The sequence below is a fragment of the Corynebacterium sp. MSK004 genome (assembly GCF_030232515.1).
GTDB lineage: Bacteria > Actinomycetota > Actinomycetes > Mycobacteriales > Mycobacteriaceae > Corynebacterium > Corynebacterium hesseae.
The window spans coordinates 132,241-152,782 of record NZ_JASPKB010000006.1 but is presented as its reverse complement, the minus strand read 5'-3'; the positions used below and the strand labels follow the sequence as shown (position 1 = coordinate 152,782).

Below are 20,542 nucleotides of genomic sequence, written 5' to 3'. Positions count from 1 at the left end.
TTAGCTTGAATACCTACCTTTAAGGAGAACACTATGGCTTTCAAGACTGTGGACGACTTGCTCGCAGAAGGCGTTTCCGGCCGTCACATCCTTGTTCGTTCGGACTTCAACGTTCCGCTCGATGACGAGGGAAACATCACCGACTCTGGCCGTATCACCGCCTCGTTGCCGACTATCAAGGCATTGATCGAAGGCGGAGCCAAGGTCATCCTGTCCGCGCATCTGGGTCGCCCGAAGGGCGAGGTCAACCCGAAGTACTCCCTGGCACCGGTTGCTGAGGCACTGTCTGAGGCCCTGGGCCAGTACGTTGCCCTGGCCGGCGACGTCAGCGGTGAGGATGCCCATGAGCGCGCCAACGGCCTCAATGATGGCGATGTCCTGCTGCTCGAGAATGTTCGCTTCGATCCTCGCGAAACCTCCAAGGACGAGGCCGAGCGTGGGGCCTTTGCCGATGAGCTCGTTGCACTCGCTGCGGATAATGGCGCCTTCGTTTCTGATGGCTTTGGCGTCGTCCACCGCGCACAGGCTTCGGTGTATGACGTCGCCAAGCGCCTGCCTGCCTACGCCGGCAAGCTGGTTCAGAAGGAAGTGGAGACCCTCGCAGCAGTGGCTGAGAAGCCTGAGCACCCGTATGTTGTCGTACTCGGCGGCGCTAAGGTTTCCGACAAGCTCGGTGTGATCGAAGCCCTTGCTGGCAAGGCCGACAAGGTCATCATCGGCGGCGGCATGTGCTACACGCTCCTGGCTGCAAAGGGCTACAACGTTCAGAATTCCCTGCTGCAAGAAGACCAGATCGACAACTGCAAGGAGCTGCTCGAGCGCTTCGGCGACAAGATCGTCCTGCCGGTCGACCTCGTTGCTGCAACCGAGTTCAACGCTGACGCAGAGAACAAGGTCGTTGCACTCGACGGAATTCCGGAGGGCTGGATGTCCCTCGATATTGGACCGGAGTCTGTAAAGAAGTTCGACGAGGTCATCGCTTCCTCCAAGACCGTCTTCTGGAACGGCCCGATGGGCGTGTTCGAGATGGAGGCCTTCTCCAAGGGCACCGCAGGTGTCGCTCAGTCCATCATCGACGCCACCGCGAAGAACGGCTCCTTCACCGTCGTTGGCGGTGGCGACTCCGCAGCCTCCGTCCGCCTCCTCGGCCTCGACGAAGAAGGCTTCTCCCACATTTCCACGGGCGGCGGCGCTTCCTTGGAGTTCCTGGAGGGCAAGGAGCTGCCGGGCGTTAAGGTCCTGGAATCCTAGTCATATACACCGTCAACACAGTCTGATCTAGAAAGGCTAATCATGGCACGTACCCCGCTAATTGCTGGTAACTGGAAGATGAACCTCGACCACAAGGAAGCCATCAGCTCCCTGCAGAAGTTCGCCTTCTCCCTGCCGAAGGACTACTACGAAAAGGTCGACGTGGCCTTCATGGTCCCGTTCACTGATATCCGCACTGTGCAAACGCTTGTCGACGGCGACGACCTCCAGTTCACCTATGGCGCACAGGATATTTCCAAGCACGAGTCTGGCGCCTACACCGGTGAAGTATCCGGCAAGATGCTGTCCGCCTTGGGCTGCTCGTGGGCAGTCGTAGGCCACTCCGAGCGCCGTCAGTACCATGGCGAGACCGACCAGCTCGTTGCGGAAAAGGCTGCAGCGGCACTGGCTAACGGAATCAGCCCGATTGTGTGCGTCGGCGAACCCCTCAACGTGCGCGAGGCTGGCACCCACGTCGACTACGTGGTCACCCAGACGCGCAACTCCCTGCAGGGGCTTGCCGCAGAGGATCTTGCCAAGACCGTCATCGCATACGAGCCCGTGTGGGCAATCGGCACCGGCAAGGTTGCCTCCGCTGATGACGCACAGGAAGTGTGCGCCGCTATCCGTGAGCTCATTCGCGAGCTGGGTGGCGATGAAGTGGCCGAAGGCATCCGCATTCTCTACGGTGGTTCCGTCAAGGTCGACTCCATCGCAGAGATCGTGGGCAAGCCTGATGTAGACGGCGGCCTCGTCGGCGGTGCATCCCTGAAGGGCGAGGAGTTTGCCAAGTTGGCGGCTAACGCTGCACAGGGCGCTTAGTTCTTCCAGCTGATCGCATCTGCACCACTCTGTCGTGGCGGGTCGGAATGGTTTCTGGCCCGCCACGTGGTGTATCATCAAGGTTTATTGCGCCCGTTCGCTGGCGCCCCTTTTCCAGCGTGAAAGTGATGCACACCTTCACGCGCCACACTAACCGTTTGAACGCGTACAACAAGGAACTATTTCATGATCTTGGCACTGGAAATCATCCTCGTGATTGCCGCAATCTTGATGTCTATCTTCGTGCTGCTGCACAAAGGTAAGGGCGGCGGCCTGTCCAGCCTCTTTGGCGGCGGCGTACAGTCCAACCTGTCTGGTTCCACCGTGGTGGAAAAGAACCTCGACCGCTATACCGTGGTCATGGTGGTCATCTGGCTCGCCTGCATCGTAGCCCTGAACCTGCTGCAGGCTTATAGCTAAAGGCCGCTGACGAGCCTCCGGCTCCGGACACGATTAACGCCGCGTGCCTCCTCACGTCGAGGGGGACACGCGGCGTTATAGGTTTTCTCGGCCCGGGCGCACGCGTTGTTAGAGCTTCTGCGCGGCGTCTTCGCTCACGAAAAGCAGGGTCTCTTCCGCTCCCTGGGCGCCAGCGGCCGGCCAGTCTTCTGCGGCAGCGCCAGCAACAAGGTGTGATACCGCCTCGGCTTTTTCTTCTCCGGAGACAAGGAACCAAATGCGCTGAGAGCGGTTGATCGCGGGATAGGTTAGCGTGACACGCTCCGAAGGCGGCTTCGGGGAATCGTGGACTGCGAATGCATAGTCCGAGTCCTCGTAGACTGCCTCCGAATGCGGGAAGAGGGAATTGATATGGCCTTCGTGTCCCATGCCGAGGAGATGCAGATCAAAACCCTCAGGTGCGAATTCACGAATCTCGCCTTCGTAAGCCTGGGCGGCGTGTTCCATGGACACGGCGCCCAAGTCATAGCCGTGGATATGGCGCTCGGGAACGCCGACCTGGCTCAGAAGAGCTTCGCGGGCTTGGCCCTCGTTGGAATCAGGATCACTGACCGGCACGTTGCGCTCGTCGCCGAAGAAGACATGGACTCGTGTCCAGTCCACCGAGAGGGCAGGGAAGTCGGTTCCTTGCTGCTGGGCGGCGTGAGCAAGGCGAGCCAATTCGCGCAAGACACCAATGCCTGCACCGCCACCGGTGAGGACTACGCGGGCTACTCCGTCTTTGTGAAGGCCTCCGCCCGGGGCTTGAACCGCCGCAACCGTCTCAATAAAGGCGAGTGCGGCGGAGGATATGAGCTCATCGATGTCGCTAACGCGGCGAAGCGTGACCATAGTGCAGAAAGATCCTTGTGAATGCTGTGTCTAGGGGGTCTAGGGGTCTAGGTGAAAAAGTAAAGTCTACGACTACACACTGTAGTCCACTCGAGCTAAAGCGCGGAGAGAATGGGCGTATGTCTTATCTGCGTCGAGGTGGCGGAGTTCCTCTGAGAGTACTTCCGCTTCGGAACGAACGGTGAGACTTACGAGGGACTCTGGGGAGCCGGGAACGCTGACCCTGACCGTCTCGGAATCGACAATGGTCACGCTGACATCTGCAGTGGGGCGGCGGAAGACTACCGAGGAAATCGGGAAAGGACCCGCCGTGCAGTCCGAGACGGTGCGGGTGACGGGGACGGAGAGGGCGTCGAGAAGCCAGCCAGCAGCGAAGTCGACTGCAGCGTGGTGCTCAGCACCAGAAATTTCGACGGAAGTGACCGGCTCATGGGGGTGACGGTCAAGCGCCGAGGCTACGATGCCACGCCACAGGGTAATAGCGCCCCACGACATGTCGGAATCACCAGGCGTGTAGCCCGAAGACAACACGTGCAGGTCATACTGGTCAACGCCGCTGCCGAAAGCCACGTTCGTAATGCGGCGTTGGGCGAGTGCGCCGATGGGCACCGCGGCTGGTGACGGTGGGCACGCGGTGGGCCACCATGCCACGATTGGGGTATCGGGAAGAAGAAGGGGAGTAACCACTGACTCCGCTTGGTCCGCTAGCGCGCCGTGCAGGTGCATCACGACGATTTCGGAAGCGCCCGCTTCGCCGCCCACGCGCAGCTCGGCGTCGAGTCGCGTCTCTTCCTCCAAGGAACCCGTGGCAATCACGATGACGCGAGAAGGGTGCTCGTGGGAGGCATCACGAACCGAGGCGAGAAGGTTGTCTAGGTCATCGCCTTCCTCAGTCATGACGATGAGGGTGAGGACGCGGCCTGTCGTGAGCGTGTAATGCTCCTGCATCTCCACGAGCTTCTTGGAGATCTTGCGCGTAGTCGTATCGGGCAAGGGGATAATCATTAAGCCATTCCTCCTAGGGACCTACGGACGACGCCAGGAATGTCCCCGGCGGCGCAGCATTTTATCGGCAGACTCCGGTCCCCACGTGCCGGCGCGGTATTGCTCCGGCTGACCAATGTTGGACCAGTATTCAATGATGGGATCGAGGATGGACCAAGACAACTCAACCTCTTCATTGGTGGGGAAGAGGGAAGACTCGTCAAGGAGGGCGTCGAGAATCAGGCGCTCATAGGCCTCGGGAGACTCCTCCGTAAAGGCCTCGGCATACGCGAAGTCCATGTTGACATCGCGGACCTCCATCGTGGATCCGGGTACTTTGGAACCAAAACGCATGGTGACGCCCTCATCTGGCTGTACGCGGATCACCACGGCATTCTGGCCCAGGGCCTCAGCTTGGCCTTGATCAAAAGGCTGGTGGGGAGCTGTCTTAAACACGAGCGCAATTTCAGTCACGCGGCGGCCGAGACGTTTGCCAGTGCGCAGGTAGAAAGGAACGCCCGCCCAACGGCGGGAATTGACCTCAAGAGTGCAGGCTGCATAGGTTTCCGTCGTGGACTCCGGATCAAAACCCTCTTCCTCCCGGAGGCCTTTGACATATTGCGATCCTTGCCAGCCGGCGGAGTATTGGCCACGCGCAGTGGTCTTGTTCAGCGGATGCACGGCGTTGGTGGCTCGCAGCACCTTAATCTTTTCCGCCTGAAGAGCCTCGGGGTCGAAGGAGGAGGGCTCCTCCATTGCTACGAGCGCAAGCAATTGGAGGAGGTGGTTTTGGATGACGTCGCGCGCGGCGCCGATGCCGTCATAATAGCCGGCACGCCCGCCCAGCCCGATGTCCTCAGCCATCGTGATCTGCACGTGATCGATGTAATGCGCATTCCACATTGGCTCGAAAATCTGGTTGGCAAAGCGCAGGGCCATGATGTTTTGGACCGTTTCCTTGCCCAGGTAATGGTCGATGCGGAAAACCGAGGACTCAGGGAAGACGGCGTTGACAATCTCGTTGAGCTCGCGCGCGGAAGCCTGATCGTGTCCGAATGGCTTTTCAATGATGACGCGGCGCCAGGAATTATCCGTGCTATCGGCCATACCGACGCGCTCAAGCTGGTGGCAAATATCGGAGAAAAACTCCGGCGGTACCGAAAGATAGTAGGCCCAGTTTCCACCCGTGCCGCGGGAGTCATTGAGCTCCGCCAGCCGCGCAGAAAGCTTGTCAAAGCCGGCGTCATCGAAGTTGCCCTGCACAAACTCGATTCCCTTGGCAAGGTGCTCCCACACATGCTCGTTGAAGGTGGTTCGCGCACCTGCTTCGGCGGCCTCGCGGACATAGTCACAGAATGCCTGCTTGTCCCAGTCGCGACGGCCGTAGCCGACCAAAGTGAAGCCTGCCGGAAGCAATCCGCGGTTGGCCAAGTCGTAGATGGCGGGGAGGAGCTTCTTGCGCGCCAAGTCACCCGTGACGCCGAAAATCACCATGCCAGAGGGGCCGGCGATGCGTGGCAAGCGCTTATCCTTCGAGTTGCGCAACGGGTTGACCCACGCGCTGCTAGTGCTCACTAAGTGTCCTTTCGGTCTGTGTGAGGTAAGTCCAACAGCCCAGCATAGCGACACGCGCCCCGCCGACCATAGTTGCATGGCCATTTGCGGTGCGCGCGGCGATTGTAGGCGGTCAAGAATTCACGTTCGATTAGGAGAGGCGGTCGGTCATGGAGGCAAGCAATTCCTCCCAGGCGTTGACGAACTTGTCGACGCCCTCCTTCTCCAACACAGCAAAAACATCGTCGAAGTCGATGCCGACTGCCTTCAGTTGTGACCACACGTTCTCTGCTTGCTCAGCAGAGCCACTGAGAGCGTCGCCGTGCAGGTTGCCCTGTTCGAGAACGGCATCGATGGTTTTCTCCGGCATTGTGTTGACGGTATCTGGGCCAGCTAGCTCGGAGACGTACAGCGTGGCGGGGTAGTCGGGGTTCTTGACGCCCGTCGACGCCCACAGGGGGCGCTGCGGGTGTGCACCAGACGGCAGGTGTGCGCCTGGCTCCTTGAATTCCTTGAGGAACAGGGCATAGGCACGCTGGGCGTTGGCAACCCCGGCCTTTCCACGCAGTGCGAGGGCCTCCTCAGTGCCGATCAGCTCGAGGCGCTTGTCCACTTCGGTATCCAGGCGGGAGACGAAGAAGGATGCCACGGAATGAATCGTGGAGACGTCCTTGCCAGCCTCGGCAGCGCGCTTGATTCCCTCCTTGTACGCAGCGATGACGTGGGCATAACGCTCTACGGAGAAGATTAGGGTGACGTTGACGGAGATACCTTCCGCAAGCGCCTCGGTGATGGCTGGTAGGGAGCCTTCCGTAGCCGGAATCTTGATCATGAGGTTGGGGCGGTCAACCTTGGCCCACAATTCGCGCGCCTGCTTCAAGGTTGCGTCTGCATCGGCGGAGATGCGTGGGTCAACCTCGATGGAGACGCGGCCGTCGCGCCCGCCCGACTTCTCGTAAATCTCAGTGAAGATATCGCATGCGTTGCGGACATCGTCGATTGCCAGCGAGTACACCGCCTCATCTGCGGCAGCGGACTTTTCCTTCAGCGCTGCGATGTCGGCGTCATAGGAGGTGCCGGAGGACATTGCCGCGGCAAAGATGGCTGGGTTCGTGGTGACGCCCACGATGGACTTGGTGTCCAAGAGCTCACGAAGATTGCCGGAGTCTAGGCGCTCGCGGGAAAGATCGTCGAGCCAGGTCGACGTCCCGAGGCGAGCCAATTCATCAATATGCGTCATGGTGTTGTGCAGATCCTTTCGTGGTGAGAACTCGGAACGGGAAACTAGCTTTCCTTGGCAGCGTTCAGTGATTCCCGGGCGGCGTCGGCAACAGCGTCGGCGGTGAAGCCGAACTTCTCAAAGAGCTCCGCCGCCGGTGCGGAGGCACCGAAGTGTTCCAGGGATACAGTGCGGCCGAAAGTACCGGTGTACTTGTGCCACGGCATCGAGATGCCAGCCTCCACGGAGACGCGAGCGCGGACTGAGGAGGGAAGGACCGATTCGCGGTAGGAGGCGTCCTGCTCGTCGAACCACTCCAGGCACGGAGCGGAGACAACGCGCGTTGCCGTGCCTTCAGTCTCGAGCTGCTTGGCGGCTTCTACCGCGAGCTGAACCTCGGAACCGGTGGCGAGGAGAATGACGTCCGGGGTTTCCTTCGACGCTTCAACGAGGACGTAGGCGCCGCGGCGAACGCCTTCGGCGGCCTTCTCCTTGGTGCCCTCGAGAACCGGAAGATTCTGACGAGAGAGTGCTAGGCCCTTCGGTGCAGCCTTGTATTCCATCGCCGCGGCCCATGCCTGGGCAGTTTCGTTGGCATCTGCCGGACGGATGACGGAGAGATTCGGGATGGCACGCAGTGCTGCGAGGGTTTCTACCGGCTGGTGGGTCGGGCCGTCCTCACCCAGACCAATCGAGTCGTGGGTCCACACGTAGTAGGTATCAGTAGACATGAGCGCACCGAGGCGCACAGCCGGGTACTGGTACTCGGAGAAGATGAGGAAGGTACCGCCGTAAACGCGGGTATTACCGTGCAGCGCGATGCCGTTCATGATTGCGGACATGGCGTGCTCACGAATACCGAAGTGCAGGTTGCGGCCGTAAGGCGTGGCCGTCCAGGCACCCGTGGTGATGGACTCCGGGCCGAAGGAATCCGCGCCCTTGATGACAGTGTTGTTGGAACCCGCCAGGTCGGCGGAGCCGCCCCACATCTCCGGCAGGGAGGCTGCGAGCGCTTGGATGGCGGCCTCAGAGGCCTTGCGCGTGGCCAGAGATTCGCCTGCCTCCCAGGTGGGAAGGTCAGCGGCGAAGTCAGCCGGAAGTTCCCGGGCCTGGAGGCGGTCGAAGAGCTTCTTTTCCTCCGGGTGGGCCGCAGCCCATGCGTCGAACTTCTCCTGCCATTCGGCGTGCTTTTGTGCACCGCGGGCAGTCAGCTCGCGGGTGTGAGCGAGGACTTCCTCGTCGATGTGGAAGGACTGTGTGGGATCGAAGCCGAGGACTTCCTTGGTGGCGGCGACCTCATCCTCACCGAGGGCGGCGCCGTGGACGCCACCGGTGTTCATCTTGTTCGGTGCCGGGTAACCGATGACCGTCTTCACACGGATGAAGGAAGGCCGGGAGGTCTCGGCGCGGGCAGCGGCGGCGGCTGCCTCGATGGCTTCAACGTCCTCGCCGGATTCGACGGTCTGCACATGCCAGCCGTAGGCCTCGTAGCGCTTGGCCACATCCTCATTGAAGGCAATGTTGGTGTCGTCCTCAATGGAGATGCGGTTGTCGTCCCAGAAGACGATGAGGTTCCCCAGCTTCTGCGTACCCGCCAGGGACGAAGCCTCAGCAGTCACGCCCTCCTGCAGGTCACCGTCCGAGGCGATGACGTAGATGAAGTGATCGAAGGGAGACTCGCCAGCTGGGGCGGAGGCGTCGAACAATCCGCGCTCCTTGCGCGCGGCCATTGCCATACCAACCGCGGAGGCCAGGCCCTGGCCCAGCGGGCCGGTAGTGATTTCTACGCCGTCGGTGTGGTGCACCTCCGGGTGGCCGGGCGTCTTGGAACCCCAGGTGCGCAAGGACTTGAGGTCCTCCATCTCGAGGCCGAAGCCACCGAGGAAGAGCTGAATGTATTGCGTCAGGGACGAGTGTCCGACGGAAAGGACGAAGCGGTCGCGCCCGGCCCAGTGGACGTCTGCTGGATCGTGGTTTAGCACGCGTTGGTAGAGCGTGTAGGCCAACGGGGCCAGGGACATAGCGGTACCCGGGTGGCCGGAGCCGCAGTTTTGGACTGCGTCGGCAGCTAGCACGCGCACAGTATCCACGGCGCGGGTATCGAGGTCACTCCAGTCCGAAGGGTAGCGGCGCTGGACCATAGCCTGCAGTTCCGGGGACAACTTATCGTGCGACACGGCGAAAACCTCACTTCGCTTCTGGAAACAGATATACCGTTTATCAGTGTAAAGGTTTTTCGATCCTCGGCGGGGGATTATAGAAACCAGGTTTCGGACGGTAATCTGGCATGGTTGACGCCGTTGCTCCCTGCTATCGGCCAGTGGCCGGCGAGTTTTCTCCGGAGAATGATCTGGATTCTCGCCACGAGGTTTTCAGGATGTGTTCTAGACGTCCTTGGGAACTTTCTAGCACGAGCAGACGACCACTACTTCAGACCAATAAGCCATTCACCCACGTGCCGGATTTACGGAGGACTGTTCCTTGGAGACCATCAAGGCCTATTTTGCGCTAACGAAACCGAGGATCATTGAGCTCCTCCTCGTGGCAGCAATCCCGGCTATGCTCCAGGCCCAGCGTGGATTCGAGGCGGTGTCGTCGAATTTCTGGCTCATCTTATCCACCATCTTTGGTGGCTGGATGGGTGCCGCAGCAGCCCACACGTTCAACAACGTTGTGGACTATGAAATCGACCAGAAGATGCAACGTACGCGCGCTCGCCCGCTGGTGCGCAAGACCATTGCGCGCCGCAATGCCGCCGCCTTCGCCTGGGTCATGCTGGTGCTGTCCGTCTTTTGGCTGGGCGTGCTGGCGCATTCTTGGCTGGCCGCGTTCTTCGTGCTGTTGACCAACTTTTTCTACGTCATCGTCTACACGAAGTTCCTCAAGATGCGGAATTCCCAGAACATCGTGTGGGGCGGTCTCGCTGGCTGTATGCCCGCCATGGTGGGCTGGGCAGTGATTCGGGATAACGCGCCCGCGGGGGAGCCCGATAAGTGGTGGCAGGCCGTGGTGTTGTTCCTCATCATTTTCTTCTGGACCCCACCACACACGTGGGCACTCGCAATGAAGTACAAAGAGGACTACCGCAAGGCTGGGGTACCGATGTTGCCCGTTGTTGCCGGAGAAGTGGAAGTAACTCGCCAAATCGTTTGGTACACAATCGGAACGGTCATCGTAACCTTCCTCATCATCCCGGCCGCTTCGTGGATCTATCTGGTGGCCGCGGTGGCTTCCGGTGTGGTCTTCCTGTGGATGGCCATCCGCCTGCACCAAGGAGTAAAGAAGGGCGCAAAGGTCAAGCCCATGCGCCTGTTTATCTACTCCAACAACTATCTGTCAGTTCTTTTCATCGGCCTGTCCATCGACGCCATCGTGGGTTGGGAGCCCATCGGGCGCATGCTGGGTTGGTCAGCCACGCTCTTTTAATTAGCTAGTGTTTATCTAGCTATTCTTCCTCCCGCACGCGCAAAACAATTGAGCCGGTGGTCTTGCGCTCTTGGAGGTCGCGGTGGGCCTGAGCGGCTTCTGCAAGCGGATATTCTGCAGATACGCGGAAGTCAAGCTCGCCGTCGATAACAGCCTGCACCACGGCTTGAGCACGCATCTGGAACTCGCCTTCTTGGGAGGTCCAGGCGCCGAGTGAGGGGCGGGTGAGGAAGATGGAGCCGTGCTTATTCAGCAGCTGCGGATCCATGGGCGGGACTGGTCCCGATGCGGCGCCGAAGAGCGCCACAGTACCGCGCGGGCGCACGACTTCGAGGGACTCGCCGAAGGTCGCCTTGCCGACGCCGTCGTAAACCACGTCAACCCCACGCCCACCGTTGTGGCGGCGTACCTGTTCGGCCAGGCCACTGCTGTAGCGGAAGACACAGTCAGCACCTGCACCGTAGGCCAGCTCTTCTTTCTCATCGGTGGAGACCACTGAGTAAACGGTGGCGCCGAGGGACTTGGCCATCTGCGTAAGGACTAGGCCGACGCCGCCCGCACCGGCGGTAATCAGGCACGATGCGCCTTCCCCAAGCTGATATACACCGTGGGTGAGATAGTGGGCCGTCATGCCTTGGAGGAGCATGGACCCTGCGACGGCGGACGGGATCTCATCCGGGACGGCCACCACGCGGTCGCGCGGCACACAGACTTGCTCGGCATAGGAACCGAATGCGTGATCCCAGGCAACCATCGTGCCCGGGGCGATCTCCCCCTGGGGATCGTGCACAACCCGGCCGGTGCCTTCGAGGCCGAGAATGAAAGGCACAGAGGCGTTGTAGATGCCTTCGCGGTAGTAGGTGTCGATGTAGTTGACGCCGGCCACGGAGACGTCGACAAGCAACTGCTCCTGCGATGGCGTGGGGGAATCTACCTCAGCGTAGGTGAGGACCTCAGGCCCTCCGGTCGTGGTCACCTGAATAGCATGCATGGTGTCTAGGCTAAACGACACCCCAGCCCCCGCGCAGCAAAAGCGCCGCCTTCCTCCTAGCGTGGTGGGGAAGACGGCGCTGTGAGCACCTACCGGGTTGCCCTAGCTTTGGGTTGCGGAGCTGCTTTCGACACCAGGTTGAGTAGCGCTGGAGGAAGCAATTTCAGTGGTGCGGACGCGGCGCAGTCCATGCGCCCACAGTAGGGCGGTGAAGGCCGTAACCACCGAGGACATGCCAACGTGGAAGGGGACCGTCCAGCGTGGAATGTGCAGGTAGAACTGCGTTACGCCAAGAGCCCATTGGATGACGATGCAGGCAATGAGTACCCAGCCGGCCTTCCTGGCTGCCTTGGGCGCACCAGTGCGGTGAAGGAGGAAGACCACGATGAGGGTCAGCGCCAAGTAGACGTACATGCAGATAGCGTGGATGACGGCCATGCCATAGGTATCGACACCGAGGCGCCCCTCCATGCCCACGCCAGCGTCGCCGGAGTGTGTTCCAGAGCCGGTGACAAAGGTACCGGTGAGAAGCACGATGGAGAGCGCTACCGCAGCAACGACCGCGAGCGTGCGCACGGCGGCGGGGAAGAGGCGAGTAGGGGTTCCGTCATCGGGTTCGTTGATGCGGGAGAACAGCATGGCCGCAATCCACACTAGGGCCATAGAGGGGAGGAAGTGAATTGCCACACTCCACCAAGAAAGCTTCAGCACGACCGACAGGGCACCAATGAGTGCCTGCACGAAGATACCTGCGAGCCCCGTCCAGGCATAGACCTTGAGCTCCTTGCGGCGCTGCGCCTTGTGAACGGCCACGATGCTGGCGATGGCCGCGGCCGCCACAACAAAGGTCAAAAGCCGGTTACCAAACTCAATGGCCTGGTGCAGCATGGGGGCCGCGCCCTGGATAGGAACGAGGGAGCCGGGGTGGCAGTTGGGCCACGTCACGCAACCAAGGCCGGAGCCGGTCACGCGGACGATGGAACCCGATACTGTAATGCCAGCCTGACAGATTAAGAGGACGAGTGCGATAATGCGCTGTGTCTTCAGCGAGGGTCCTGCAGGATTTGTAGCAGGCACAGGGGTGCGTTGAGAAGAAATGTTGGCAGTACTCACGGGTACTCAGCCTACCGCTCGGCACCGCTCCGGAACCAAAACCAGCATGTGCGTCACGCCGTGCAAGGGAGAAGAATCACTTTTAGCCCTCGAAGCGGAACCAACGCACCGCTGCAAACGACGCTACCGCTGACCAACCGATGAGGACGAGGATCTCAAAGACAGGGAACGCTCCTTTAAGAGCGATGTCGAGCCCACCGGCCATCGCCACAGTGGGTACGAGCGTGAGTACCCCATTATCGCCCAGACCCTGAGAATACATCACCCAGCCGACGGTGCCGAGCAGAATGAACCAAATGAGGTTGGACACCGCCAGGACAGCCTCAGAGCTGAGGGTCCCGCCGAGCAGCAAGCCGAGCGCTGTAAATGTGGCAACACCAAACGCCAACACCACCACACCGATGGCGGCACCGCCGGCAGTAATACGCAGCCCGAGGATGGCAGCTGCTGTGCCCAGTACAAGGACCTGAAGTACCACCATTGAAAGAACGCCAAGGATCTTTCCCACCACGATGGCCCAAGCCGGAACTCCTGATGCGCCCGTTCGTTTGAGCGCGCCATAGCGACGGTCGAAAGCCAGAGAAATAGCTTGGCCGGTAAACCCAGAGGATGTAGTGCCGACGGCTAGGACCATGGGGAAGATCTCCTCTACGCCGTGGCCCGTACTGTCCTGCATCTTGGCGGCGCCGATCAGGATAGCGAGCGGAATGATGATGCTCAGTAGCTGTTGCTCGCCGTGCCGCAGCATCAGCTTTGACTCGATTGCCCCTTGGGCACGGGCCATGGCGGCAACGCCAACGCGCTGCGGATTCGGGCTGAATGTGCCGGGTGCGAAGGTGCTCATGGAGCTTCTCCTTGATCAAACAAAGTGGTAGGTGTCAGATGCGGGCTAACTGCGCATCTCGCGGCCGGTGAGATCTAGGAAGACCTCTTCGAGGTTACGGTGCGAGGTTTGCAGGTTGCGGAGGACAACGTTGTGCGCGGCTAAGAACGCGGCGAGCTCTGCGATGACCTCCGGGCTGACCGAAGAGGTGAGCCGGTAGTGGAGGGGTCGGGTAGCGTCGGCGGCGATGCCTGCCTTACGCAGCGCCTCAAGGTCCACTGGAGTCGCGGTCTCAAAACTCACCTGTGGGATATCAGCGGAACTCGTCAACGACGCTGCGGTGCCGCTGGCGACGAGCTGGCCGTGATCAATAATGACCACGCGGTCGCTGAGTGCTTCCGCTTCATCCATGAGGTGCGTGGTGAGGATGACTGTCACACCATCTGCACGCAACGCACGGATGAGATCCCACACGGCAAGGCGCGATTGCGCGTCCATACCTGCCGTGGGTTCATCGAGGAAGACCAATTCTGGACGTCCAATGATGGCCAAGGCGAGAGAAAGCCGCTGTTGCTGCCCGCCCGACAAACGGCGGTAACTATTCTTTTCCACCGCCCGCAGCCCTAGGGTATCCAGTAGCCATTCCGGGTCTAAGGGGTTGTCGTTATAGGAGGCGCTAAGTTGCAGCATCTCCTTAACCTTGATTCCGGAATAAGAACCTCCGCCCTGCAGCATGATGCCAATGCGGGCGCGCACCGCGTCAGGGGTGCGCGCAGGGTCAAGCCCCAGAACCTCAATGTGGCCGGAGGTGGGTTTCTTAAATCCCTCACACATCTCGATGGTGGTTGTCTTGCCCGCACCATTGGGGCCAAGCAGACATAGAATCTCGCCGTAATTAGCGCGGAAGCTCAGCCCATTTACCGCGTTGACGTCGCCATAGGTCTTTATGACGTTTTCTAGGATGAGAGCCGATCTAGTCACAGGCAGTTAGTTTAAGACACGCACGCCCGCTCGACGCAACGCAACCCACCCCGCAGCAATCAGTGCTACGAACGTCACCACAGCGGCCAAGTAGATAACGAAGACCGTGCCTGGGGGCAGGCCTAGCCCGCGCGGTAGGACGATGAAGCTCATCAACCCGGAGTAAATCATTACCGCCATACGGAAGAAGCGCCGGTTTGCCCACGCCGCGAGCGGCAGCACCGCCCACAGGATGTACCAAGGCTGGACGACGGGGAAGAAAACCACGAGCGCGAAGGTGGACACACCGAGTCCGCCCACCGGGTGGATGGCTCCGCGGAAAGTCGCATACAGCATGCGGAGCATAAAACCGGCGGCAATGATGACGCCGACAGTGCGGGTGACGCTGAGAATGGCCTCGGTGTGATCACCCAAACCCAACAGCATCCCGAGGAAGCCGGCGCCGACGCCCACGGAGGTTGTCGCAGAGAGCCAGGAGCGGATCGTAGCCGCGCCGCCTTGACCAAAGATCCATCCAATATCGATACCTGTGACTATCGTGACTGCCGCAATAGAGACGGCGAGCAGAAGCAGCTGGGCAAGACCGGCGCCAAGGACCGCCCGGACGGCGGGCACACCGTGCTTGTCGACGAGACCGCGAGCAGCCGCCATCCCGACAAACCCAAGTCCAATAAAGCCGGTAACCTTCACCATGCCGGCGCACGAAATGAGGACGCCAGACGCGATGAACAGTGCCCATACCCGCCAACGGGCGGCGTGGGAATCGTTGACAGCCCGAAGACCCAATTCCACTCCGACGAGAGCCAGCCCCAGCATGAAGGATTCATTGTGAATGCCTCCTACCAGGTGAAGGATGGTCAAGGGGTTGAGGATGCCGAGCCAGAGTGCTGCCTCTGGGGCCACGCGGCAGCGGGTGGCGAGACGTGAAATGGCCCAGCCAGCAGCGATAATGCCGACGAGGGAAAACACTCGGTGCAGGACTACACCCCAGATGATGGAGTCGTGGGTGAGCCAGCTGACCAATGCGGCCAGTCCTAACGCCACAGGGCCATACGGGGAGGGGGAGTTTGCCCAGATGAAAGGGACCGAACGGGCAAGGTCATTATCTGCGCCCAAAAGTTCCACGGGGCCTGCGGAATAGGGATCGAGGCCTTGCAGCACGATGGATCCGTTGGCCAGGTAGGAGTAGATGTCTTGGGTGAAAAGGGGAGCGGTGACCAGTAGTGGAAGTACCCATCCCAGCCAGGTTCGCCACATCTGGCTTTGCGTCAGCACTCGGGGGGAGTGGCTAAACCTCGTATCTTCCCCGTCGCCCGTTAGCTTTGGATTATGTTCGGCCTTGCGCAGGCGCAGTGGTGCTCCCACGAGTGGGGCCATACAAATCCACGCGGTCACCATGAAACCGACACCGATAAACACGATGGCGGAGGAGGACTGCAGCATTCGTGACATGAGTGAACCGAAAGGTAAGGACTCATACGGGTTTCCCACCACTGGGAGCGCGCCGGCGCCCAGGCCGCCGAGTGCAATGAGCAATGCGCCGATCGTGCCGAGCCAGCGAAGCGTGAACAGTGTACGCAGCTGGGAGATGGTGCGGCGGTGGGCGTCGCCAAGCGCGGCGTGATCTGCGCCCTCGGCGGAGTCGGGGAAGTCTTGGTGAAGGAGCGCGGAACGGGAACCAGGAACACCCATGCGGGGAAGCTCATCGCGCACGCCCCAGATGACGCGGGGCAGTCGCCCCGATCGGGTGTAGTCGCGTTCCATATTCATGACTGTCTACCTTAGCGGCTCAGTGGTGAGCGGGAACTAGCTGCCCGCGACACGAATGAAAGAGTGGAAATTGGGAATGAATTAAGGAACACTAGTGTTGTCTAAACAGGGAATGATTCACTCAAGGAGGTGTGCACCGTGACGAAGGAGTTACCCAGGGAGACTCGCTCGACCGAGGGCGATACTCGCCGCCACGTCATGTTGTTGCTTCTCAAGGACGGCCCGGTGACGGCGTCGTACTTAGGTGAACGCCTAGGTCTCTCTGCAGCCGGCATACGCCGGCACTTAGACATTTTGGTGGAGGAAGGACTCACCGAGGTTGTACACCGCCGCCCAGCAGCCCGCCCCGGGCAGTCGGCAGGCCGTGGTCGCCCCGCCAAGCACTTTCGCCTCACGGATCAAGGCCGTGCCCAATTCGGTCACGCCTATGACCAACTGGCGGCGGAAGCACTCACCGCGTTGCGGGAAGCGGGTGGGCCCGAGGCGGTCCGGCGCTTTGCCAAAGCCCGCTTCGAGCGGCTCGTGGAAGACGTGCGCCCTTTGGTTGAGGAAGAAGAATCCGTACCTGAGGTGGCACGCCAGCTAGCCGCTGTGCTTGATGCACACGGCTATGCGGCCACGGTGACATCGGTGGGAAATGGAGTACAGATTTGCCAGCACCATTGCCCGGTGGCCCATGTGGCGGCTGAGCATCCGGAGTTGTGTGAAGCTGAACAAGAAGTTTTCTCCGCACTATTAGGCAAACATGTGCAGCCCTTGGCCTCCATCGCGGATGGCCACGGAATCTGCACCACGAATATCCCCTTAAAACCTGTCCCGCCGTCTGCGGTGGAACGGGAAAGAGACTAATCAACATAGAAAGGAGCGGGCTTTGACACAGGCACAACCAGCACCAGGGCTTGAGACCAAGATGAGCGATGATGAGATCATCTCCTCCATCGGTGGATATGACTACGGCTGGCACGATTCGGACGCGGCCGGCCAGGCAGCACACCGAGGTTTGAGCGAAGACGTCGTCCGCGATATCTCGGAGAAGAAGAACGAGCCGGAATGGATGCTTGAGTCCCGACTCAAGGCACTGCGCGTTTTCAACAAGAAGCCGGTGCCCACGTGGGGTCCGGATCTGTCCGACATCGACTTTGACAACATTAAGTACTTTGTCCGCTCCACTGAGAAGCAGGCCCAAACCTGGGATGACCTGCCGTCAGACATTAAGGAGACCTACGACAAGCTGGGTATCCCGGATGCCGAGAAGAAGCGTCTAGTCTCCGGTGTTGCCGCCCAGTACGAGTCCGAGGTGGTCTACCACAAGATTCGTGAGGACCTCGAAGCCCAGGGCGTTATCTTCGTCGATACCGATACCGCTGTGCGCGAGTACCCGGAGATCCTCCAGGAGTACTTCGGCACGGTCATCCCGGCCGGTGACAATAAGTTCTCCGCACTGAACAATGCCTGCTGGTCTGGCGGCTCCTTCGTCTATGTGCCAAAGGGCGTCCACGTGGACATCCCGTTGCAGGCTTACTTCCGCATCAACACGGAGAACATGGGTCAGTTCGAGCGCACCCTCATCATCGTGGAAGAGGACGCCTACGTCCACTACATCGAGGGCTGCACCGCTCCGATCTACAACTCGGACTCACTGCACACCGGTGTCATCGAGATCGTCGTGAAGAAGGGCGGCCGCTGCCGCTACACCACCATTCAGAACTGGTCCACCAACGTCTATAACTTGGTGACCCAGCGCGCCAAGGTGGAAGAGGGCGGCACCATGGAATGGGTCGATGGCAACATCGGTTCCAAGGTCACCATGAAGTACCCCTCCTGCTGGCTGACCGGCGAGCACGCTAAGGGCGAGGTTCTCTCCCTGGCATTCGCGGCGGACAACCAGGTGCAGGACACCGGCTCCAAGATGGTCCACATGGCGCCGAACACCTCCTCCAACATTGTGTCCAAATCGGTGGCCCGCAATGGTGGCCGCGCCGCTTACCGTGGTTTGGTGCAGGTCAACGCCAATGCTGCCAACTCCACGGCCAACGTCGAGTGCGACGCGCTGCTGGTGGACAATAACTCGCGTTCGGATACGTATCCGTACAACGATATCCGCAACGACCACGTCACCTTGGGCCACGAGGCGACCGTCTCGCAGGTCTCCGAGGAGCAGTTGTTCTACCTCATGTCCCGCGGTATCGCCGAGGAAGAGGCCATGGCGATGATCGTGCGCGGCTTCGTTGAGCCGATTGCAAAGGAGCTCCCCATGGAATACGCATTGGAGCTCAACCGTCTTATCGAGCTGCAGATGGAAGGATCGGTGGGCTAAGTGGTAGCTTCCAACGAATTTAATCCTGCTGACGTCACCAAGGGTGACCAGTTCACGTCATTCAATGTGGAGGACTTCCCGGTCCCGCATGGCCGCGATGAGGTGTGGCGCTTTATCGCCCTGCGCAACCTGCGAGGCCTGCACAACGGTGAGTTTGCGCCGGCAACCGCACAGAAGATCGACGTCACCGCTCCGGAAGGCGTAACCTCCGAAACCGTTGCGCCTGACGACGCCCGCCTCGGCACCGCTGGCGCCCCTGCTGACCGCGTTGCCGCACAGGCCTGGACTTCCATGCCGGAGGCACAGGTTGTCACTGTGGACGCTGAGGCACAGTTGAACAAGCCAGTGGAGATCACCATTACCGGTGCTGGTGAGGGCGTGACCTCCTTTGGTGCGACCTCCATCCACGTGGGACACCACGCAGAAGCCACCATCGTGCTCAAGTACGTCGGCTCCGGCACCCACGCGGACAATGTTGAGTTCGTGTTGGGCGACGGCGCCCACGTCACCGTCGTCGTTGACGCCGACTGGGAAGATGACGCCGTCCACCTGTCCCACCAGATTGCGAAGGTGGGCCGCGACGCCGTCCTGCGCCACAACACTGCCATCTTCGGCGGCGAGATTGTGCGCCTCGTTCCGCGTGTGGTTTTCGACGCCCCGGGCGGCGATGCCGAGCTGCTGGGCGTCTACTTCGCCGACGCCGGCCAATACTTCGAGAACCGCCTGCTGGTGGACCACGATGTGCCGAACTGCCGCTCCCGCGTTTTCTACAAGGGCGCGCTGCAGGGCGCTACGGCCGCGCAGAAGGCCGAGGCTGGCTCCACTTCCCGCACACCGGAGGCCCGCACCTGCTGGGTCGGTGACGTGCTCATCCGCAAGAACGCGAACAACACGGACACCTATGAGACGAACAACAACCTGATTCTCACCGAGGGCGCGCGTGCAGACGCCATCCCGAACCTGGAGATCCAGACCGGTGAGATCGTCGGTGCCGGCCATGCCGCAACTGTGGGCCGCTTCGATGACCTCGAGCTGTTCTACCTCATGTCCCGCGGCATTCCGGCCGCCGAGGCACGCCGCCTCATCATCCGCGGCTTCTTCTCCGAAGTCATCTCACGCATCCCGGTCGAGTCCCTGCGCGAGGAACTGGAATCCCGCGTCGTCGACGAGCTCGCCAAGATCAACGCTTAAAACTCCCCGAAAGCAGGTACCAACTCAATGTCTACTTTGGAAATCAAGAATCTCCACGCGCAGGTGCTCCCCAACGAGGAGGACGGCGAGCCGAAGGAGATCCTCAAGGGCGTCAACCTGACCATCAACTCCGGTGAGACCCATGCCGTCATGGGGCCCAATGGCTCCGGCAAGTCCACCCTGTCCTACGTCATTGCCGGTCACCCCAAGTACGAGGTTACTGAGGGCGAGGTGCTCCTCGACGGCGAAAACATCCTCGAGATGGAAGTTGATGAGCGCGCCCGCGCTGGCCTCTTCCTCGCCATGCAGTACCCGACCGAGGTGCCGGGCGTGAAGATGTCGCAGTTCATGCGCTCTGCCGTGACCGCTATTCGTGGCGAGGCCCCGAAGCTGCGCGAGTGGAACAAGGAGCTCACGGAAGCTCGTGAGAAGCTCTCCATCGACAAGTCCTTCGCCCACCGTTCCGTGAACGAAGGTTTTTCCGGCGGTGAGAAGAAGCGCCACGAGGTCATGCAGCTGGACATCCTCAAGCCGAAGTTCGCAGTCATGGATGAGACCGACTCCGGCCTGGACGTCGACGCCCTGCGCGTGGTTTCCGAGGGGATTAACCGCTACCAGGAAGAAACCAAGGGCGGCATCCTCCTCATCACGCACTACAAGCGCATCCTCAACTACGTCGTCCCGGACTTTGTCCACGTCTTCGCAGACGGACACGTCATCAAGACCGGTGGCGCCGAGCTGGCTGATCAGCTTGAGGCGGACGGCTACGAGCAGTTCCTCAAGTAGAACTCATCAGGCTGCACACACCAC

Annotated in this window: 18 protein-coding genes; 8 read left to right on the top strand and 10 right to left on the bottom strand. The window is 60.6% G+C overall.

Annotation, left to right across the window (positions count from 1 at the left end; genetic code table 11):
* Nucleotides 1-33: 33 nt before the first annotated feature.
* From QP999_RS08740 to secG, 3 genes are all read left to right on the top strand, one after another.
* The gene (locus QP999_RS08740) at nt 34-1,251 is read left to right on the top strand and encodes a phosphoglycerate kinase (RefSeq protein WP_070524292.1); all 1,218 of its coding nucleotides are present in this window, start codon (nt 34-36) and stop codon (nt 1,249-1,251) included.
* 42 nt (nt 1,252-1,293) lie between these two features.
* The gene (gene tpiA, locus QP999_RS08735; RefSeq protein ID WP_070532934.1) at nt 1,294-2,073 is read left to right on the top strand and encodes a triose-phosphate isomerase; all 780 of its coding nucleotides are present in this window, start codon (nt 1,294-1,296) and stop codon (nt 2,071-2,073) included.
* 186 nt (nt 2,074-2,259) lie between these two features.
* Nucleotides 2,260-2,493, top strand: a complete 234-nt coding sequence (gene secG / locus QP999_RS08730; protein ID WP_070524288.1) for a preprotein translocase subunit SecG — start codon at nt 2,260-2,262, stop codon at nt 2,491-2,493.
* A 108-nt stretch (nt 2,494-2,601) separates the two neighbouring features.
* On the opposite strand, the gene pgl is transcribed toward secG, so the two are convergent.
* The 5 genes from pgl to tkt all read right to left on the bottom strand — a co-directional run bounded on the left by pgl (nt 2,602) and on the right by tkt (nt 9,261).
* Nucleotides 2,602-3,363 carry a 6-phosphogluconolactonase gene (pgl, locus tag QP999_RS08725; RefSeq protein WP_154736526.1) on the bottom strand — a complete coding sequence of 254 codons (762 nt, stop codon included), beginning with the start codon at nt 3,361-3,363 and terminating at the stop codon, nt 2,602-2,604.
* A gap of 72 nt (nt 3,364-3,435) precedes the next feature.
* Complete coding sequence (locus tag QP999_RS08720) at nt 3,436-4,368, bottom strand: glucose-6-phosphate dehydrogenase assembly protein OpcA (RefSeq protein WP_239248655.1); 933 nt, start codon at nt 4,366-4,368, stop codon at nt 3,436-3,438.
* Nucleotides 4,369-4,389: 21 nt separating this feature from the next.
* Entirely contained in the window at nt 4,390-5,922 is a 1,533-nt protein-coding gene (zwf, locus tag QP999_RS08715) for a glucose-6-phosphate dehydrogenase (RefSeq protein WP_083299248.1), read from the bottom strand.
* A gap of 130 nt (nt 5,923-6,052) precedes the next feature.
* Entirely contained in the window at nt 6,053-7,141 is a 1,089-nt protein-coding gene (gene tal, locus QP999_RS08710; RefSeq protein ID WP_284848089.1) for a transaldolase, read from the bottom strand.
* A 44-nt stretch (nt 7,142-7,185) separates the two neighbouring features.
* Nucleotides 7,186-9,261, bottom strand: coding sequence for a transketolase (tkt, locus tag QP999_RS08705; protein WP_210396354.1), 2,076 nt, complete (start codon nt 9,259-9,261; stop codon nt 7,186-7,188).
* A gap of 340 nt (nt 9,262-9,601) precedes the next feature.
* Between tkt and QP999_RS08700 the strand changes: the two genes are divergently transcribed.
* On the top strand, nt 9,602-10,546 hold the full coding sequence (locus QP999_RS08700; protein WP_070683026.1) for a heme o synthase: 945 nt from the start codon (nt 9,602-9,604) through the stop codon (nt 10,544-10,546).
* A 19-nt stretch (nt 10,547-10,565) separates the two neighbouring features.
* Here the strand turns inward: QP999_RS08700 and QP999_RS08695 are convergent, their stop codons facing one another.
* From QP999_RS08695 to mptB, 5 genes are all read right to left on the bottom strand, one after another.
* Entirely contained in the window at nt 10,566-11,537 is a 972-nt protein-coding gene (locus QP999_RS08695) for a quinone oxidoreductase family protein (RefSeq protein ID WP_070524523.1), read from the bottom strand.
* 102 nt (nt 11,538-11,639) lie between these two features.
* Nucleotides 11,640-12,650, bottom strand: a complete 1,011-nt coding sequence (locus tag QP999_RS08690) for a COX15/CtaA family protein (protein WP_284848088.1) — start codon at nt 12,648-12,650, stop codon at nt 11,640-11,642.
* Nucleotides 12,651-12,732: 82 nt separating this feature from the next.
* Nucleotides 12,733-13,494: an ABC transporter permease gene (locus tag QP999_RS08685; RefSeq protein ID WP_070683029.1), complete on the bottom strand. Its 762-nt coding sequence runs from the start codon at nt 13,492-13,494 to the stop codon at nt 12,733-12,735.
* Between the two features lie 45 nt (nt 13,495-13,539).
* Nucleotides 13,540-14,454 carry an ABC transporter ATP-binding protein gene (locus QP999_RS08680; RefSeq protein WP_284848087.1) on the bottom strand — a complete coding sequence of 305 codons (915 nt, stop codon included), beginning with the start codon at nt 14,452-14,454 and terminating at the stop codon, nt 13,540-13,542.
* A gap of 6 nt (nt 14,455-14,460) precedes the next feature.
* Nucleotides 14,461-16,224 (bottom strand): polyprenol phosphomannose-dependent alpha 1,6 mannosyltransferase MptB, encoded by a 1,764-nt coding sequence (gene mptB, locus QP999_RS08675; protein WP_070683033.1) that lies wholly within the window; start codon nt 16,222-16,224, stop codon nt 14,461-14,463.
* Between the two features lie 198 nt (nt 16,225-16,422).
* On the opposite strand from mptB, the gene QP999_RS08670 reads away from it, so the two are divergent.
* Genes QP999_RS08670 through sufC form a run of 4 tightly spaced genes read left to right on the top strand, consistent with a single transcriptional unit; the run spans nt 16,423 to nt 20,518 of the window.
* Entirely contained in the window at nt 16,423-17,073 is a 651-nt protein-coding gene (locus QP999_RS08670; RefSeq protein ID WP_246816447.1) for a helix-turn-helix transcriptional regulator, read from the top strand.
* A 22-nt stretch (nt 17,074-17,095) separates the two neighbouring features.
* Nucleotides 17,096-18,541: a Fe-S cluster assembly protein SufB gene (sufB, locus tag QP999_RS08665; protein ID WP_070524260.1), complete on the top strand. Its 1,446-nt coding sequence runs from the start codon at nt 17,096-17,098 to the stop codon at nt 18,539-18,541.
* The gene (gene sufD, locus QP999_RS08660; protein WP_284848086.1) at nt 18,542-19,732 is read left to right on the top strand and encodes a Fe-S cluster assembly protein SufD; all 1,191 of its coding nucleotides are present in this window, start codon (nt 18,542-18,544) and stop codon (nt 19,730-19,732) included.
* 27 nt (nt 19,733-19,759) lie between these two features.
* On the top strand, nt 19,760-20,518 hold the full coding sequence (gene sufC, locus QP999_RS08655; protein WP_070524257.1) for a Fe-S cluster assembly ATPase SufC: 759 nt from the start codon (nt 19,760-19,762) through the stop codon (nt 20,516-20,518).
* The last annotated feature ends 24 nt before the right edge of the window (nt 20,519-20,542 follow it).